16 protein-coding genes are annotated in these 16,880 nt (G+C 70.3%); 6 read left to right on the top strand and 10 right to left on the bottom strand.

Annotated elements, in window-relative coordinates; genetic code table 11:
- Positions 1-164 precede the first annotated feature (164 nt).
- Both ASG51_RS00790 and ASG51_RS00785 read left to right on the top strand, forming a co-directional pair.
- Positions 165-632: a peroxiredoxin gene (locus tag ASG51_RS00790; protein ID WP_056211439.1), complete on the top strand. Its 468-nt coding sequence runs from the start codon at positions 165-167 to the stop codon at positions 630-632.
- 98 nt (positions 633-730) lie between these two features.
- A complete protein-coding gene (locus ASG51_RS00785; protein ID WP_056378453.1) occupies positions 731-1,951 on the top strand; it encodes a peptidoglycan DD-metalloendopeptidase family protein in 1,221 nt (406 codons plus the stop codon).
- Positions 1,952-2,063: 112 nt separating this feature from the next.
- Here ASG51_RS00785 and prfB read toward each other — a convergent pair.
- From prfB to ASG51_RS00760, 5 genes are all read right to left on the bottom strand, one after another.
- A protein-coding gene (gene prfB / locus ASG51_RS00780; RefSeq protein ID WP_156375915.1) for a peptide chain release factor 2 occupies positions 2,064-3,192 on the bottom strand; the annotation gives its coding sequence in 2 pieces (ribosomal slippage) (positions 2,064-3,122 and positions 3,124-3,192; 1,128 coding nt in all).
- 238 nt (positions 3,193-3,430) lie between these two features.
- On the bottom strand, positions 3,431-3,751 hold the full coding sequence (locus ASG51_RS00775; RefSeq protein ID WP_082487798.1) for a hypothetical protein: 321 nt from the start codon (positions 3,749-3,751) through the stop codon (positions 3,431-3,433).
- Between the two features lie 211 nt (positions 3,752-3,962).
- Positions 3,963-4,190, bottom strand: coding sequence for a hypothetical protein (locus ASG51_RS00770; protein ID WP_056272751.1), 228 nt, complete (start codon positions 4,188-4,190; stop codon positions 3,963-3,965).
- 202 nt (positions 4,191-4,392) lie between these two features.
- Complete coding sequence (locus tag ASG51_RS00765; protein WP_056211437.1) at positions 4,393-5,625, bottom strand: LL-diaminopimelate aminotransferase; 1,233 nt, start codon at positions 5,623-5,625, stop codon at positions 4,393-4,395.
- Between the two features lie 241 nt (positions 5,626-5,866).
- Positions 5,867-6,193 carry a hypothetical protein gene (locus tag ASG51_RS00760; protein ID WP_056211063.1) on the bottom strand — a complete coding sequence of 109 codons (327 nt, stop codon included), beginning with the start codon at positions 6,191-6,193 and terminating at the stop codon, positions 5,867-5,869.
- A gap of 143 nt (positions 6,194-6,336) precedes the next feature.
- On the opposite strand from ASG51_RS00760, the gene phaC reads away from it, so the two are divergent.
- Entirely contained in the window at positions 6,337-8,142 is a 1,806-nt protein-coding gene (phaC, locus tag ASG51_RS00755) for a class I poly(R)-hydroxyalkanoic acid synthase (protein ID WP_056378451.1), read from the top strand.
- Complete coding sequence (locus ASG51_RS00750; protein WP_244480033.1) at positions 8,139-8,609, top strand: GNAT family N-acetyltransferase; 471 nt, start codon at positions 8,139-8,141, stop codon at positions 8,607-8,609. Before phaC ends, ASG51_RS00750 begins: the two co-directional genes overlap by 4 nt.
- A 12-nt stretch (positions 8,610-8,621) precedes the next feature.
- On the opposite strand, the gene ASG51_RS00745 is transcribed toward ASG51_RS00750, so the two are convergent.
- Positions 8,622-9,956 (bottom strand): outer membrane protein transport protein, encoded by a 1,335-nt coding sequence (locus tag ASG51_RS00745; protein ID WP_056378909.1) that lies wholly within the window; start codon positions 9,954-9,956, stop codon positions 8,622-8,624.
- A 438-nt stretch (positions 9,957-10,394) separates the two neighbouring features.
- On the opposite strand from ASG51_RS00745, the gene ASG51_RS00740 reads away from it, so the two are divergent.
- Positions 10,395-11,279 (top strand): fumarylacetoacetate hydrolase family protein, encoded by an 885-nt coding sequence (locus ASG51_RS00740; protein WP_056211059.1) that lies wholly within the window; start codon positions 10,395-10,397, stop codon positions 11,277-11,279.
- Between the two features lie 50 nt (positions 11,280-11,329).
- Positions 11,330-12,352: a biotin synthase BioB gene (gene bioB, locus ASG51_RS00735; protein ID WP_056378449.1), complete on the top strand. Its 1,023-nt coding sequence runs from the start codon at positions 11,330-11,332 to the stop codon at positions 12,350-12,352.
- 37 nt (positions 12,353-12,389) lie between these two features.
- On the opposite strand, the gene ASG51_RS00730 is transcribed toward bioB, so the two are convergent.
- From ASG51_RS00730 to mnmA, 4 genes are all read right to left on the bottom strand, one after another.
- On the bottom strand, positions 12,390-13,874 hold the full coding sequence (locus ASG51_RS00730) for a HAMP domain-containing sensor histidine kinase (protein WP_244480032.1): 1,485 nt from the start codon (positions 13,872-13,874) through the stop codon (positions 12,390-12,392).
- 192 nt (positions 13,875-14,066) lie between these two features.
- Positions 14,067-14,876 (bottom strand): VTT domain-containing protein, encoded by an 810-nt coding sequence (locus tag ASG51_RS00725; RefSeq protein WP_056378445.1) that lies wholly within the window; start codon positions 14,874-14,876, stop codon positions 14,067-14,069.
- Positions 14,873-15,526, bottom strand: a complete 654-nt coding sequence (locus ASG51_RS00720) for a class I SAM-dependent methyltransferase (RefSeq protein WP_056378442.1) — start codon at positions 15,524-15,526, stop codon at positions 14,873-14,875. The genes ASG51_RS00725 and ASG51_RS00720 overlap by 4 nt, the downstream gene beginning before the upstream one ends.
- Before the next feature lie 52 nt (positions 15,527-15,578).
- A complete protein-coding gene (gene mnmA, locus ASG51_RS00715) occupies positions 15,579-16,730 on the bottom strand; it encodes a tRNA 2-thiouridine(34) synthase MnmA (protein ID WP_056378439.1) in 1,152 nt (383 codons plus the stop codon).
- Positions 16,731-16,880: the final 150 nt, after the last annotated feature.

Below are 16,880 nucleotides of genomic sequence, written 5' to 3'. Positions count from 1 at the left end.
TGCCGCTGGATCGGAACGTCCCCTCGGGCTATCGAGCGGCAGTCCTACGGGTTTCTGCTTGCGCGGGTCTTTGGCGTTCGTCGGTCCTGGTGCGCCGGGGCGTGGAACTCCCGTCGCGGTGCAACGCCAGAGGCACACCATCAATCGGCCGAAAGGAAGGCATGATGCCCCTCGATACCGGAGATCAGGCGCCCGACTTCACCCTGCCGGGCGCCGGCGACGAGACGATCAGCCTCGGGGACCTGTCGGGCCGCAAGGCGGTCCTGTACTTCTACCCCAAGGACGACACGAGCGGTTGTACCCTGGAGGCGCAGGGCTTCAACGCCCTCGGCCCCGACTTTGCCGCGGCTGACACCATCGTGATCGGGGTGTCGCCGGACTCGGTGAAGAGCCACGACAAGTTCCGCGCGAAGTACGCCCTCACCTTTCCGCTGGCCTCCGACGAGGGCAAGGCCATGCTCGAGGCCTATGGCGTGTGGGTCGAGAAGAGCATGTACGGCCGGAAATACATGGGCGTGGAGCGTACGACGATGCTCCTGGACCGCGCGGGTCGCATCGCCCGGATCTGGCCGAAGGTGAAGGTGCCGGGCCATGCCGAGGCGGTGCTGGCCGCCGCCCGCGACCTGGCCTGAGGACTGGATTTCGTATGATGAATCGTCGGGGCTGCGCCTTGGCGGTTCGTTAACCCTGATCCGGGCAGGGTGACGCGGTGGATCAGGTCACGCGTCCCATGCCATCGTCTTCCCGGAAATCCTCCTCGACGGCGAACCGCGTCGTCCCCGCCGGCCCGGCCTCAACGCTGCGGTCCCGCCTCCTCGCCGGAGCGCTGGCCGTCGCCGTCGCCTGGGCCGGCGGGGCGACGTACTACCTCGTCTTCCACGACGAGGTGCTGGCCCGCTTCGTCTCGCAGCAGAGCGCCCTCCAGTACGGCTACGAGGAGCGGATCGGCACCCTGCGCCTGCAGCTCGACCGGGTGACGATGGAGCAGGCGGCGTCGCGCGACGGCCTCGCCCAGCGCATGGCCGAGCTCGCGCGCCGGCAGGCCGCGCTTGAGGCCCGCCAGGCCGCCATCGCCACCCTCGCGGGCGATCCCGGCGCCGCGACGCTGGCCGCCCCCGTGAGCGAGGCGCCCGAGCCCGCGATCAAGGGCCCGTCCACTTTCCTGCCGGGCACCCTGTCAGGCGCCAAGCCGTTCCCGACCCCCGATGCGCTCCAGCTCCGGACCGCCGCCGACCCCGCCTCCGGGCGACAATCCGCCCGCGCGGTCGAGGGAAGGGTCGCGGCCCTGGAGCAGCGCCTGGACGGCCTCGCCGAGGCGCAGTCCCGCGTGCTCGCCACGATCGGGGCGCGGGCCGGCAAAGGCGCCCAGCGCCTGCGCGGCCTCGTCGCCCGCCTCGGTCTCGATCCCGCCCGCTACGAGCACGAGCGTCCGGCCGGGATCGGTGGGCCGCTGGTGCCCCTGAGCGGCGACGCGTTCGCCCTATCCCTGTCGGAGGTTCAGCGCTCCCTGGCCGAGGAGGCGCATCTGCGCCGGATCACGGCGGCCCTCCCCGTGCGCCGTCCGCTCTCCGGGGACCTCAGCCTGTCCAGCAATTTCGGCCCCCGCCTCGATCCGTTCACCCGCGGCTACGCCATGCATACCGGCATGGACATGCGGGCGGAGACCGGAGAGCCGGCCCGCGCCACGGCGGCGGGGCGCATCACGGTGGCCGAGTACAATGGCGGCTACGGCAACATGGTCGAGGTCGATCACGGCCACGGACTCGTCACCCGCTACGCGCACCTCTCGGCCTTCGACGTATCGCCGGGCCAATGGGTCGAGCCGGGCACGATCGTCGGACGCGTGGGCTCCACCGGCCGCTCCACCGGCAGCCACCTGCATTACGAGACCCGCATCGACGGCGAGCCGGTCGACCCGGTGCGCTTTCTCAGAGCCGCCGACGTGCTCTGACCGGCCCTCCGCCGGCCCCGCTTCGCGTCGAGATACCCCGACGAGGGAGCCGGCGCGGCGTTTTCCCGAAGCCGGGAAACGCCGTCCGACCACCCGGGAGCGGGCGCGCGCCCTACTCGATGTCCTCGACCACATCCGCCCCGCCATAGACGCGCTGGGCGAGGGACGCTTCCATGAACGGATCGAGGGAGCCGTCCAGCACCGCATCGGGATCGGTGGACTGGGTGCCGGTGCGCAGGTCCTTCACGAGCTGGTAGGGCTGCAGCACGTAGCTGCGGATCTGATGACCCCAGCCGATGTCGGTCTTCGCGGCGGCCTCGGCACTGGCCTTCTCCTCCCGCTTCTTCAGCTCGGCCTCGTACATGCGGGCGCGTAGCATGTTCCAGGCGGTGGCCCGGTTCTTGTGCTGCGAACGCTCCTGCTGGCACGCCACCACGATGCCCGTCGGAATGTGCGTGATGCGCACCGCCGAATCGGTGGTGTTGACGTGCTGGCCGCCCGCGCCCGACGACCGGTAGGTGTCGATGCGGCAGTCGGATTCCTTGATCTCGATCTCGATCCGGTCGTCGATGACCGGATAGACCCAGACGCTGGCGAAGCTGGTGTGGCGGCGCGCGCTCGAATCGTAGGGCGAGATCCGCACCAGCCGGTGCACGCCGGACTCGGTCTTGAGCCAGCCATAGGCGTTGTGGCCCTTGATCAGGAGCGTGGCGCCCTTGATCCCGGCCTCGTCGCCATCCGACCACTCGACGATCTCGACCTTGTACTTCCGGCGCTCGGCCCAGCGGCCATACATGCGCTGAAGCATGTTGGCCCAGTCCTGGCTCTCGGTGCCGCCGGCGCCGGAATGGACCTCTAGGTAGGTGTCGAAGCCGTCGGCCTCGCCGGAGAGCAGCGTCTCGATCTGGCGCCGCGCGGCCTCCTTCTCGACGGCGCGCACGCCCGCCTCGCCCTCCTGGATGGTGGCCTCGTCGCCCTCCATCTCGCCGAGTTCGATCAGCGTGTGGGCGTCCTCGAGGTCCTGGCTCAGCTTCTTGATCGCGTTGACCGCGTCATCGAGCTGGGTGCGCTCGCGCATGACCTTCTGGGCGGCCTCGGCGTCGTTCCAGAGCTCGGGATTCTCGGAAGCCGCGTTCAGCTCCGCGAGGCGTTTCTCGACGGTATCCCAGTCAAAGATGCCTCCTCAGCAGTCCGATCGACTGCTTGGCGGCATCCGAGAGTTGTTCGATCTCGGCGCGCATCTGGTGTTTCGGGCTCGTGTGTTCGGGGTGTGGGACCGGGTGATACCGGGCCGGCCGGATGGTGTAAACGCCGGGGAGCGAAACCGAGGACGCGTCGCGCCCCCGGTCGGCGCGCCGGCGCAAGGGGGGCGAGCCCACGCACGTGGCTGTGCCTGCCCTTCGGCACCGGTCGTGACGGAAGGCGGATCGGTCCCCGGGGACGCGATGACCCCAGGCAGTGCCGCCGGGCCGACCGGCGCTAGCGGAGGGCGGGGCGGACGTAGTCCGGCGGGCCGATGCGGGCCGGCGCCAGGACGAATTCGCGCGGGCGGTGGCGCTGGTTGAGCGGGCCCTCGCTGAGGCCGTCGCTGAAATACTCGGTTCCGGTCAGGCCGAATCCGCCGCCGTTCATCACGCTCGGCACCGGCACCGCCTCGGGAACGTCCGGGATCGGCCGGCCGGAGCTCGGGCTCGTCGGCAGCACCACGGGGCCGTTCGCGCCGAGATAGAGGGTCTGCGCGGAGGCACCAAGGGTGAACCCGAGACCGATCAGGCCAGCAGCGAGGAGGGTCCGCATCATCAGCACCACGATCAAACTCCGGCGGGCAACCTGAAGACCCGGAGGGACGCGCCCGGGGGCATCCTGCCCCAATCCCGCGTTCCTGTCCGTGTCCGTTCGGTCGCGGGAGCGCGACATTCGTCGCTGTCCTGTGGGAAAGCGGCCGCGACGCGCGGCCTCGAGACGTCGACGGCCGGACATCGGCCCGGCCCTGCGACGCGTTCCGGGGGGCTCAGCCCTTGGCGCGGACCACGACCGAACGCTCCTGGAGCGCCGGTTCGCAGGTGGAATAGAATCCGTTCAGCACGGTCGGCCGCGAGCTGCACTCGTAGCCGAGCGTCGGCTCGGGTGCCGGAACCGGGTCGCGGGCGACGATCGGCTTCGGCGCGCAGGCGCCCGCGGAGGCGCTCAGCACCAGGGCGACGGCAAGGGGCAGGCGACGAAGGGTCAGGCGACGCATACGATCCTCGGGCCTCGGCGAACGCACCGCGCGCAGACAGGAAACGCGGCGCGGTATCGCTGGGACCCTGCGGAGCGCGCCGCGCCGTGACAAGCGCATCGGTGCGTTTCGACAAGCTTTGCGGACGGCTGTCTCCCGGCCGCAACATCCGGGCTCTAGATCCCGTCCCTGGATCCGGGCCCGAGATCCAGACGAGGGAGCCTCAGCCGGCCTTCGACAGGGACGCCTCGGGCATCGGCACCACGTTGTGCAGCGTCTTGTCCGAGGTCTCGAAGAAGCGCCGGACGTTGCGCGCCGCCTGCCGGATGCGCTGCTCGTTCTCCACGAGCGCGATGCGGACGTAGTTGTCGCCGTGCTCGCCGAAGCCGATGCCGGGGGCCACCGCCACGTCGGACTTCTCGAGGAGGAGCTTCGAGAATTCGAGGCTGCCCAGCGCCTGGTACTTCTCGGGGATCGGCACCCAGGCGAACATCGAGGCCGACGGGGTCGGGATCTTCCAGCCGGTCTTGCCGAAGGACTCGACCAGCGCGTCGCGGCGCTTCTTGTAAATCCCGCGCATCTCGACGATGCAGTCCTCCGGCCCGTTCAGGGCGGCGGTGGCGGCGACCTGGATCGGCGTGAAGGCGCCGTAATCGAGGTAGGACTTCACGCGGGTGAGCGCGGCGAGCAGGCGCTCGTTGCCCACCGCGAAGCCCATGCGCCAGCCGGCCATGGAGAACGTCTTCGACAGGGACGAGAACTCCACCGTGCAGTCGATGGCGCCCGGGATCTCCAGCACGGAGGGCGGCGGATCGCCGTCGAAGTAGACCTCCGCATAGGCGAGGTCCGACAGGATGATGATCTCGTGGCGCTTCGCGAAGGCGACGAGGTCCCGATAGAAGTCGAGGCTCGCCACGTAGGCGGTGGGATTCGAGGGATAGCAGACCACGATCGCCACCGGCTTCGGGATCGAGTGCTGCATCGCCTTCTCCACCGCGGGGAAGAAGGCGGGCGTCGGCTCGGCCGGCACCGAGCGGATGACGCCGCCGGCCATGAGGAAGCCGAAGGCGTGGATCGGGTAGCTCGGGTTCGGCACCAGCACCACGTCGCCCGGCGCCGTGATCGCCTGCGCCATGTTGGCGAAGCCCTCCTTCGAACCCAGCGTCGCCACCACCTGGGTGTCGGGGTTCAGGCTCACGCCGAAGCGGCGCTTGTAATAGTTCGCCTGGGCGCGGCGCAGGCCGGCGATGCCCTTCGAGGCGGAGTAGCGGTCGGTACGCGGACGGCCGGCGGTTTCCACCAGCTTGGCGATGACGTGCTTCGGGGCGTCGAGGTCCGGGTTGCCCATGCCGAGGTCGATGATGTCGGCGCCGTTGGCGCGGGCCTGGGCCTTGATCCGGTTCACCTGCTCGAACACGTAGGGGGGCAGGCGCTTGATGCGGTGGAAGTCGGTCATGGCCTTCACGATGTCCGAGAAAACGAGCGAGAGATACGAATGGGGGCGCGGGGCGGCGAGCGTCACCCGGCGCGAAGCTGTCATCATCCCGAGATGGTGGCGTGGTCTTCTCCGGATGTCCCTCGGGTGGAATCCGGACGTCTTTTGACGGCCTCGCCTGGCGCAGGGCCGTCGCAGAATCCGCACGCTCGCTTCCCGTCTAGCAGTTTTGTGCCCCGACGCCGAACGATATCTGGGGGGCCTACGGCTTGGCGGCCTGGGCCGCGCCCTCGGCGGACCGGCCGCGCGCTTCGTTGCGCCCGCGCGCCGCGACGAGCTCCGCCTCCAGGGCCTTGGTGCCCTCGGGCGTCTTGGCCCGGATCGGCCGGGCCGGGGCGGAGACGCCCACCGGCATGAAGTCGTCGCCGCCGCGGCGGGACTGGGCCACGAAGTCCGGCGCCTTGGCGGGCGGCCCGGCCTCGCCGGTGCCGTAGGCGATCCGCATGGGATTCAGGTCGCCGGAACATCCCGCGAGCAGGAGGGCCACGGCGAGGACCGCGACAAACTGAGAGTTGTGAAGCCCGGACATGGGAGAAGTCGGCCGTTTTGGAGGCGTGCGCTCTGGCGGAACTCCGCGATGGCGCGTTAATTTGTCGGAAACGAGGCCCCCTCGACCGTGCGGCAGGCGTCGTGCGGCCAAAGGTTCGGCCACACTCGGGGAGAGATGCACGCGTGACGACCGAACGGACGACACCGCTGCCCGACATCGAGGCCCTGTCCCGCAACGCGAGCCTGCTGGTCGAGGAATTCGGCCGGGCCGCGTCGCGCTACATGAAGCCCGTGGGCACGCCGGACGCCCTGCCGGTCGAGGCGGTCGAGCCGCCCGAGGAGGTCAAGGACGTGGTCCGCACCCTCGGCAGCGTCGCCGAGACCTGGCTCGCCGACCCGAAGAAGACCGTCGAGGCACAGACGAAGCTGAGCGAGGCCTTCATCACCCTCTGGGGCTCGACCTGGCAGCGCCTGCAGGGCGAGAGCGCTCCGCCCGTGGCCGAGCCCGAGCCGAAGGACAACCGCTTCGCCCATGCGGAATGGTCCACCAACCCGATCTTCGACTTCATCAAGCAGAGCTATCTCATCACCTCCCGCTGGGCCGAGGGCCTCGTGGACGAGGCCGAGGGCATCGACGAGCACACCCGGCACAAGGCGCAGTTCTACCTGCGCCAGATCACCGGGGCGCTGTCGCCCTCGAACTTCGTGATGACCAACCCGGAGCTGATCCGGCACACCCTCCAAGAGAACGGCGCCAACCTGGTGCGCGGCATGAAGATGCTCGCCGAGGACATCGAGGCCGGCAAGGGGCAGCTCCGGGTGCGCCAGACCGATCCGGCGGCGGGTTTCGAGGTCGGCGTCAACGTCGCGGTGACGCCGGGCGAGGTCGTCTTCCGCAACGACCTGATGGAGCTGATCCAGTACGCGCCGACCACGGAGACGGTGCTCAAGCGGCCGTTCCTGATCGTGCCGCCCTGGATCAACAAGTTCTACATCCTCGACTTGAACCCCTCGAAGAGCCTGATCGCCTGGATGGTCGGCCAGGGCCTGACGGTGTTCTGCATCTCCTGGGTCAACCCGGATGCGCGCCACGCCGACAAGGATTTCGAGAGCTACATGCGGGAGGGCATCGAGACCGCGATCGATGCCATCGGGGTCGCCACCGGCGAGAACGAGGTCGCGGCGGCGGGCTACTGCGTCGGCGGCACCCTCCTGGCCGTGACCCTGGCGATGCAGGCCGCCACCGGCAACAAGCGCATCAAGAGCGCCACCTTCCTGACCACGCAGGTGGACTTCACCCATGCGGGCGACCTGAAGGTGTTCGCCGACGAGGATCAGATCCGCCTGATCGAGTCGCGGATGCAGAAGCGCGGTTACCTCGAAGGCACCGGCATGGCGACCGCCTTCAACATGCTGCGCCCCAACGACCTGATCTGGTCCTACGTGGTCAACAACTACGTCAAGGGCCAGACGCCGATGCCCTTCGACCTGCTGTACTGGAACGCCGATTCCACCCGGATGCCGGCGGCCAACCACTCGTTCTACCTGCGCAACTGCTACCTGAACAACACGCTCGCGCAGGGCAAGATGATCCTCGGCAACGTCCGGCTCGACCTGAAGAAGGTGAAGATCCCGATCTTCAACCTCGCCACCAAGGAGGACCACATCGCGCCCGCCCTGTCGGTGTTCGAGGGATCCGCGAAGTTCGGCGGACCGGTCGACTACGTGCTCGCCGGCTCGGGCCATATCGCCGGGGTGGTGAACCCGCCGGCCAAGCCGAAATACGGCTTCTGGACCGGAGGGCCGGCCAAGGGCCGGTTCGAGGACTGGATGGCGGCGGCCACCGAGACCAAGGGCTCCTGGTGGCCCTACTGGTTCGCGTGGCTGGAGCACCAGGCCCCCGCCCGCGTCCCGGCACGGGTGCCGGGCGAAGGCGGCCTCGCTTCGCTGGGCCCGGCGCCCGGCACCTATGTTCGCATGAAGGCGTGAGCGTCGCCGCGACGGGGTCCGATTGGACGATCCGCCTGGAGGCGGAGCCCGACCCGGGGATGCGGACCGCGATCCTGGCGCCCCTCGTCGCCTGTAACGAGGCGCAGGTGCCGGGCGGCGACTGGGGCCTCCTCGCCCTCACGGTGCGGGATGCGGACGGCGCCATCGTCGGCGGCCTCTGGGGCCGGCACGGCTACGGCATGCTCTTCGTGGAGTTGCTGGCCCTGGGGCCGGCGCGCGGGCAGGGCCTGGGACGGCGCCTGATGCGGCAGGCCGAGGCCGAGGCGCGCCGGCGCGGCCTGTCCGGGATCTGGCTCGACACCTGGACGTTCCAGGCCCCCGGCTTCTACGCGCGCCTCGGCTTCACCGAGTGCGGGCGGATCACCGATTATCCGCCCGGCCATGACCGGATCTTCTACGTGAAGCGCTTCGACGACGGCGGGACCGCAGCGGTTCCGCCGCCCTGAATACCCGGCGCCTCAGAACTTGCGCACCAGGGGGGCCGGCGCGGCGGCGACGGGCTCCCCGAAGACGTAGCGGAAGCCCACCGAGACGATGTCGGCGCTGCTGTCGGCCACGCCTGCGAAGACGACGTTCTGGACGTTGTAGTCGCGGCCGGGGCCGGCCAGGATCCGCCCCTTGTCCACGAAGAAGTGCGAGTAGGCGACGTTGAGGGTCAGCTTCTCGCTCCAGCGGTAGCTTCCGCCGACCGACACGTTCACCCGGTCGCCGTCGGGCAGGCGCACCGACCGGTTCGAGAAGTCGATGGGGGAGGATTCGTAGGCGACGCCGGCCCGGACCGTCAGGGCCGGGGACCAGTCGTACTCGCCGCCGATGGAGTAGGTGTAGCCGTCCTTGTAGTTCAGGGTCAGCGGCGGGGCCGCGGCGCGGGCGCCGGCCGAGACGATGTTGACCAGCCCGAGGCGGCTCCAGTTGTCCCACTCGAAGCCGAGATTGACGCGGGCCACCGGGGTGATCGCCTGGGTGAGGCCGACACTGAGCTTCTCGGGGGTGTTCAGCTTGGCCTTGATGTCGCCGCCCAGCGCCGCCAGGGCCCCGGGCAGGATGAGCTGGCCGCCGATGTCGTGATGGACCGACGAGCGGTAGCCGACGCCGATCGCGGTGCCCTCGAACGGCGTGATCAGCGCACCCGCGGTGAACCCGACGCCCCAGGAGTCGCCCTTCAGGCCGGAGCTCGGCAGGGCCGCCGGGTTGAAGACCGGGGACGGGATGAAGGCCTGGCGCAGGACGAGCTTGAAATACTCGATGTTCGGGCCGGCGGCGATGGAGAGCCACTCGTTGACCTTGAAGCCGATGACCGGGTTGAAGGCCAGGGAGAAGATGCGGCTCGACCGGCCGTAGAGCTCGCCCGACCAGGTCTGCCGCGGCTTGGTCACGAGGCCGAAGGGCGCGCCGGAGGTGATGCCGACCCAGAGGCGGTCGTTGATCTGGTAGGAGGTCGCCCCGGCCGGAACGATCGCGCCCTGGCCGAGCTCGCCGCTGTCGCCCAGGCGGCCGAAGGCCGGGTTCGTACCCACGTCGGGCGTGATCTTTGCCGACAGGTTGATGAAGGACAGGTTCTGCTCGGTGACCCAACCCGGCCGCATGGTCACGGTGGCGGGGTTCCAGAACATCGAGGAGACGCCGCCGGATCCCGAGGCGGCGCCCGCGAAGGCGAGGCCCTGGGCCTCGGTGCTCTGCTCGCGGATGCCGAAGGCGCCGGCCGAGGCGCCGGCCACGCCGGCGCAGAGGATGGCCGTGGAAACTCCCGATCGCGCGAGGCCGCGCAGAGAACGGCGCCGAATCGTGCCCATCATGACGTCAGACCCATCCCTATTGTTGGTGCTCGCTTGTCCTGTCCCGTTCGGGACGGCCTCGCACCTTGGGAGCGACAATGACGCGAGTGGCGCGACTTCGCAAATCAAAGATTTACAAATAAAACTGCTGAATAGTTCGAAAGCAATACTGAAATTTGCGCGATATTGCAGGCCTGGGCGCGCTCTGGCGAGGATGCCGGCAGAATGGTTCACATCTAAACTCTCGTCGACGTGAGTAAGCCGCGCGGGCGAAAAAATGCGCCCGGCGCATCTCCGGACGGAGGTGTGACCTTTCGGCGACAGACCGGTCATGGGCCCGGCGTCCCGGCACGATCGGCCGGTGAGACGGCAGGCCATCCGTCGCCGATTGCCCCTTGCCGCCCGTCCCGCTCCGATCGATGTCAGGCAGGGGACAGCCATGCGGAGGCACGAGCGATGAAACTGGTACGCCACGGCGCGAGCGGAGACGAGAAGCCGGGTCTCATCGATGCGCAGGGTGTCCTGCGCGACCTCTCGGCCCATGTGCGCGACATCGCCGGGCCTGCCCTGTCCCGCGAGACCCTGGAGCGCCTGCGCCGGCTCGATCCGGCGAGCCTGCCGGCCCTGCCGGCGGACACCCGCCTCGGCCCCTGCGTCGGCGGCACCCGCAACTTCGTCGCCATCGGGCTGAACTTCAGCGACCATGCCGCCGAGATCGGCGCCGACATTCCGCCGGAGCCGATCCTCTTCAACAAGGCGCCCTCGTGCCTCGCCGGGGCGAACGACCGGGTCATCCTGCCCAAGGGCTCGGCCAAGACCGACTGGGAGGTGGAACTCGCTTTGGTGATCGGCGCGCGCGCCTCCTACGTGCACGCCAACGAGGCCCTGTCCTACGTGGCGGGCGCCTGCATCTGCAACGACGTGTCCGAGCGCGCGTACCAGATGGAGCGCGGGGGCACCTGGACGAAGGGCAAGGGCTGCCCGACCTTCGGACCCCTCGGTCCCTGGCTCGTCACCCTCGACGAGATTCCCGACCTGAAGAATCTCGGCATGTGGCTCGACGTCAACGGCACCCGGATGCAGACGGGTTCGACGGCCACGATGATCTTCGACGCGGCGCAACTCGTCGCCTACGTCTCGCATTTCATGATGCTGGAGCCCGGGGACATCATCACCACGGGCACGCCCCCCGGCGTCGGAATGGCGCGCAAGCCGCCCCGCTTCCTGCGCAGCGGCGACGTGATGACCCTCGGCATCGCCGGGCTCGGCGAGCAGCGCCAGGAGATCATCGCCTTCGACGACTGGACCGCCAAGGTCGCGGCGGGCGAACCGACGCATTGAGGGCGTGCGGCCGGCTTGATTTTCCGGCCGAGATTCGCCTCATGGGGGCTATGACCGACACCCTGGCCCCCCTCGCCGCCCGCCCGGCTCCCGCCTCAGCCGCGATCCGTCACGACTGGACCGTGGCCGAGATCCAGGCGATCCACGACCTCCCGCTCCTCGACCTGGTGTTCCGGGCGGCGGAGGTCCATCGCGCCCACAACGATCCGGCCGACATCCAGCGAGCCAGCCTGCTGTCGATCAAGACCGGCGGCTGCCCCGAGGATTGCGCCTACTGCCCGCAATCCGCCCACCACAAGGGCACCGGCATGGCCCGCGAGCGCCTGATGCCGGTCGATGCCGTGCTGCGGGAGGCGGCCGAGGCCAAGGCGGCGGGCGCCCACCGCTTCTGCATGGGGGCGGCCTGGCGCCAGCCCAAGGACGGGCCGGAATTCGACGCCGTGCTGGCGATGGTGCGCGGCGTGCGCGGCCTCGGCATGGAGGCCTGCGTCACCCTCGGCATGCTCTCGCCTGCGCAGGCCGAGCGCCTCGCGGAGGCCGGGCTGACCTCCTACAACCACAACCTCGACACCGGCCCCGACTTCTACGGCGACATCATCTCGACCCGCACCTACGAGGACCGCCTCACCACGCTCCAGAACGTGCGCGATGCCGGTATCGGCGTCTGCTGCGGCGGCATCGTCGGCATGGGCGAGGGGGTGAAGGACCGGGCGAGCATGCTCCAGGTGCTGGCCAACCACGCGCCGCACCCCGAGAGCGTGCCGATCAACGCGCTCGTGGCGGTGGAGGGCACGCCCCTGGAGGACCGCCCCGCCGTCGACCCCCTCGACCTCGTGCGGATGTGCGCCACCGCCCGCATCGTGATGCCCCGCGCCCGCGTGCGCCTCAGCGCCGGCCGCAAGGGCCTTACCCGCGAGGCGCAGATCCTCTGCTTCCTCGCCGGGGCCAACTCGATCTTCTACGGCGAGCGGCTGCTGACCACGGCGAACAACGAGACCGATTCGGATGCCGAGCTCCTGCGCGACATCGGCATCACCGTGCCGGGCCTGACCCTGGCGGCGGCAGCGGAGTAGCGCCCGCCCCTTCGGTCCGCCATCCGGCGACGTCGGCTCAGGCGACGGCGGCGTCCGGGATGGTGATGCGGAAGCAGGTGCCGATCGCGGTGTCGTCGAGGCTGAGGCGTCCGCCGTTCAGCTCGATCAGCTCCGACGCGATGGCGAGGCCGAGGCCGGTGCCGCCGGAGCGCGACGAGCCCTTGAACGGGGAGAACAGGTGCTCGCGGGCCCGGGACGGCAGGCCGGGGCCGTTGTCGGCCACGAGGATCGTCGTCTCGCCGGCGCCGGGCTGGCCCTGGCGGCGGGCCCGGATGGTGATCTCGGGGTTCTCCTGGGACGGCGCCTCGTAGCCGGCCCCCTGCGGGCTCAGGGCCTGCACGGCGTTCCGGACGATGTTGGCGAGCGCGCGCGAGAATTGGTCCGGGTCGACGAAGATCCGGAGCTCGGTCGGACAGAGTTCGCGGATGACGATCTTCGAATCGCGCCCGCGCCCGGCCAGGTCCGCCTGCTCGGCGACGATCTGGGCGATGGGGACGAGGCGGCGGTTCGGGTTGCGCTCCGTCGCCCGCCCGTAGGCCAGGGTTTCCTCGCAGAACCGGATCGCCCGATCCAGCGTCGCGACGAGGCGGGGGGCCACCCGCTGGGCGACGGGATCGGCGACGCCGTCGAGGCGGTCGCTGAGGAGCTGGGCCGTCGTCAGCAGGTTGCGCAGTTCGTGGTTGATCTTGCTCACCGACAACCCGAGGCCGGCCAGCCGCCGCTTCTCGCGCAGCTCGCTCGCGAGCGCCGTCTCCATGCGGGCGAGCGCGATCTCGGCATGGCCGATCTCGTCCGTGCGCCGCGAGGGCACGATCACGCCGTCGATCGCTTCCGGATCGTCGGCGAACCCCGTGATGTTCTGGACGAGGCGCCGGACCGGCCGCACGATCACCCGCTGCAGGACGAGGAAGATCAGGCCCGCGACGGTCGCCGCGAGGGCCAGGGAGGACAAAGCCAGCCGGATCGAGAAATCCGCCACGGCCTCCCGCAGGGGGTGGGGATCCATCAGGATCTCCACGAGGTCGAAGCCGTCGCGGCCGTGCCCGATCACGCGGATCGGATCGCCCGATTCGGTCAGGAGCGTCCGGGCGACGCCGTTGATCGACCGGATCCAATGCTCCGACCGCAGGTCGATGGTGTCCGAGACCGTGTCCGGGACCGGCTCGTTGGCGAGGAGCCGGCGGGTCCCGTTGCCGCGCACCGCGATGGCCCGCGCGCCCGCACCCGCGAGCAGGCGCTGGGACAGCCCCTCCGAGACCTGCTGGTCGGGGGCCGCGTCGAGGACGAGGGCGGCCACCTGGGCGGCGGCGATCCGGTCCGACAGCCACATCCGGCGGTAATTCGCCACCGTCGGGACGTAGATCAGCACCTCGATCAGCGCCACGAACGCCACGGTGAGCAGGAAGAGCCGACCGGACAGGCCGAGATGCCGGCCGAGACCGCGGGCGGCCACGGGGTTCGTGGCGGTCGCCTCCTGCTGAATTTCGACGCGCGACGTCACACCCATCTCGGTACTTGGCGTTTCCGGTGTCCCAACGGCGCGGCGGGTGACGGCGTGAACCCGATCTGGAGCGTGATCCAGTGGCGTTTTCAGGGCGACGGCTCGGAGCGCGATTGCCCACCAACGCTCCGCACCGCATTAGGCTGCGTCCGGAGATACAACTTTTTAGATCAGGTGTCTGGCCAAATTCGATCAGGATTCTAGCCGGCGCCGCGCCTGGAGGCGACGTCGTAGGAATACCGAGATCAGGGCCAGGGCGGCCAGGGCGCCCAGGCCGAGCACCATCTTGGGGGTGATGAGCGCGCGCAAAGTCAGGGCGTTCTCGCAATCGAGGCCGTCGGCGGCGAGGCATGCCGCCTTGGCGGTCTCGTGCGCCAGCACCACGTCCTCGATCGCCGCGCCGGTGGCGGCGTACACGAAGGCCCCCGGCAGGAGGCCGATTAGGGTCGCCAGCACGAAGGTGCTGCGCCGCACCCCGAAGGCGGCCGGGGCGAGGTTGGTCATCCAGAACGGAAAGATCGGCAGCAGGCGCAGGAAGGCGATGTAGCCGAAGGCGTCCTCGCGAAAGCCCGCCGCGAGGCCCGCCAGGCGGGGACCGGCCCGCCGCAGGAGCAGGTCGGAGGCCGCCCCGCGCCCGATGGTGAAGACGATGGCGGCCCCCGTGGTGGCCGAGGCGACGGCGACGAGGGCGCCGGGCACGATCCCGAACAGGAATCCGCACAGCATCGTCAGGAAGAGCGAGGCCGGCACCGACACCACCACGGCCCCGACATAGACGAGGTAGGCGACCACCATCGCGCGGAAGCGATCCTCGGCCACCCAGGCGTTGAGCCAGGCCCGGGAGGCGAGCAGCCGGTCAAGGCTGAGGAGATGCGAGGCGCCGGAGGCCAGCACGGCCAGGGAGGCGCAGACGAGGAGCAGGAGCGGTCCCCAGCGGAGGAGGCGCTTCAGCCGGCTCGGCGCTCCGGCGGGTCCGGCGGGCGGAGGCGTCGGCGCGCTCACCCGCGCTTGCGCATCCGCAGGATCTTGAAGAACCCGCCCGGGAAGGTCGGCGCGACGCCGATGAACTCGACCCCATGGGCACGGGCCCAGGCCTCGATCCGGCTCGCCTTGAAGTCGGAGGACCAGCCGATCTTCGTGCAGAGCGGCGCCACGATCTCCTCGACTTTGGCCACGGGCCCGGTGTCCTGGCCGAAATGATTGGCCAGCACGATCTCGCCGCCCGGCCGGACCACGCGGAGGAACTCGGAGAGGGCGGCCTCGGGATCCGGCACCAGGGTGATGAGGAACTGCGCCACCACGGCGTCGAAGCTCGCATCGGCGTAGCCGAGGCGGCAGACGTCCATCACCTGGAGGCCGCGCACGTGGCGCAGGCCGCGGCGCAGAACCTTGGCGCGCGCGCGCTTCAGCATGTCCTCGGAGAGGTCGACGCCGCAGACGAAGCTCGTCGGGGGGTAGTAGCCCAGCGACAGGCCGGTGCCGACGCCGGCCTCAAGGATGCGCGGGCCGCAGGCGACGGCGGCGTTCACCGCGTCGCGGGCGGCCGGCTCCGTCAGCTTGTCGTAGACCACGTCGTAGACCGGCGCCCAGCGCGCATAGGCCTTGCGCATCAGGGCGGTGCTCGGACCGGCCTCCCGCGGCTCGCTCAGCATGTCGATCTCGTCGTCCTGTTGGGGGATGGGGTTCGTTCGGGCCGTGATCCGGTCAGGCCGCTTCGGCCGCGCCGGTCGCCAACGCGTCGATGCGCCGGATGGTGCCACCGCCGAGGACCCGGGCGCGCGGGCCGTCATCGGCGTAGAGCACGCAGGCCTGTCCGGGCGAGACGCCGTCCTCCGGGGTGGCGAGGACGATCTCGGCGCCGTCGCCCGACGCATCGCGGCTCAGGAGGGCCGGTCGCGGCTCCCGGGTCGAGCGCACGCGCACCGCCACCGGCAGGCTCTCCACCGGCCCCGCGTCGCCGAGCCAGTTCAGGTCGGTGATGCGGATGCGGCTGGTGGCGAGCGCCGCGCGCGGCCCGACCACGACCCGGGCGGTGTCGGGCTCGAGGCGGATGACGTAGAGGGGCTCGCCCACCGCGAGGCGCAGGCCCCGGCGCTGGCCGACGGTGTAGTGAATGATGCCCTCGTGCTGCCCGAGCACCCGGCCGCCGAGATCGACGATCTCACCGGCCCGGGCCGCGTCCGGCCGCAGCCGCGCGATCACGTCGGCGTAGCGCCCCTGGGGCACGAAGCAGATGTCCTGGCTGTCGGCCTTCTCGGCCACGGCGAGGCCGAGGTCGCGGGCGAGGCGCCGGGTCTCGTCCTTCGGGAGCTCGCCCAGGGGGAAGCGCAGGAAGTCGAGCTGTTCCGCCGTGGTGGCATAGAGGAAGTAGCTCTGGTCCCGGGCCGGATCGAGGGCGCGGTAGAGCCCGCGTCCGCCGGAGGCCTCGGGCCGGCTCGCCACGTAGTGCCCGGTGGCGAGGCAATCGGCCTCCAGGTCCCGGGCGGTGCGCAGCAGGTCGCGGAACTTGATCGAGCGGTTGCACTCGACGCAGGGGATCGGCGTCTCGCCGGCGAGGTAGCTCTCGGCGAAGCGGTCGATCACCGATTCCCGGAAGCGGTCCTCGTAATCGAGGACGTAATGGGGAATGCCGAGGGTCTCGGCCACCCGGCGCGCGTCGTGGATGTCCTGGCCGGCGCAGCAGGCCCCCTTGCGATGGGTGGCGGCGCGGTGATCGTAGAGCTGGAGCGTGATGCCGACGACGTCGTAGCCCTGCCGCTTCAGGAGCCCGGCCACGACGGAGGAATCGACGCCGCCCGACATGGCGACGACGACGCGCGTCTCGTGGGGAGCCTTGGGAAGATCGAGGGAATTCATCGCGCCAGACTGTGCCGGGAGGGACCGGTCCGGCCCCGCGCGTGAGTCTATAGCCATCCTCGGGCGCGAGTTCCAGGGAGGCCGGTGCGCCGGGTGTGTCCCCGCGCATGGCGGCGGCGGTCGGGCCAAAGCTGCCGGGCGCCCGGCAGG

It is taken from the genome of Methylobacterium sp. Leaf465, assembly GCF_001424705.1.
Lineage (GTDB): Bacteria > Pseudomonadota > Alphaproteobacteria > Rhizobiales > Beijerinckiaceae > Methylobacterium.
The sequence above is the reverse complement of the archived record's forward strand: the minus strand, read 5'-3'. Positions and strand labels throughout refer to the sequence as shown.

What these genes read in the sequence shown, in the direction of transcription:
- ASG51_RS00790 (WP_056211439.1), top strand. Translation starts at nt 165, where the DNA reads ATGCCCCTCGATACCGGAGATCAGGCGCCCGACTTCACCCTGCCGGGC.
- ASG51_RS00785 (WP_056378453.1), top strand. Translation starts at nt 731, where the DNA reads ATGCCATCGTCTTCCCGGAAATCCTCCTCGACGGCGAACCGCGTCGTC.
- ASG51_RS00775 (WP_082487798.1), bottom strand. Translation starts at nt 3,751, where the DNA reads ATGATGCGGACCCTCCTCGCTGCTGGCCTGATCGGTCTCGGGTTCACC.
- ASG51_RS00770 (WP_056272751.1), bottom strand. Translation starts at nt 4,190, where the DNA reads ATGCGTCGCCTGACCCTTCGTCGCCTGCCCCTTGCCGTCGCCCTGGTG.
- ASG51_RS00765 (WP_056211437.1), bottom strand. Translation starts at nt 5,625, where the DNA reads ATGACCGACTTCCACCGCATCAAGCGCCTGCCCCCCTACGTGTTCGAG.
- ASG51_RS00760 (WP_056211063.1), bottom strand. Translation starts at nt 6,193, where the DNA reads ATGTCCGGGCTTCACAACTCTCAGTTTGTCGCGGTCCTCGCCGTGGCC.
- ASG51_RS00745 (WP_056378909.1), bottom strand. Translation starts at nt 9,956, where the DNA reads ATGGGCACGATTCGGCGCCGTTCTCTGCGCGGCCTCGCGCGATCGGGA.
- ASG51_RS00740 (WP_056211059.1), top strand. Translation starts at nt 10,395, where the DNA reads ATGAAACTGGTACGCCACGGCGCGAGCGGAGACGAGAAGCCGGGTCTC.
- bioB (WP_056378449.1), top strand. Translation starts at nt 11,330, where the DNA reads ATGACCGACACCCTGGCCCCCCTCGCCGCCCGCCCGGCTCCCGCCTCA.
- ASG51_RS00720 (WP_056378442.1), bottom strand. Translation starts at nt 15,526, where the DNA reads ATGCTGAGCGAGCCGCGGGAGGCCGGTCCGAGCACCGCCCTGATGCGC.
- mnmA (WP_056378439.1), bottom strand. Translation starts at nt 16,730, where the DNA reads ATGAATTCCCTCGATCTTCCCAAGGCTCCCCACGAGACGCGCGTCGTC.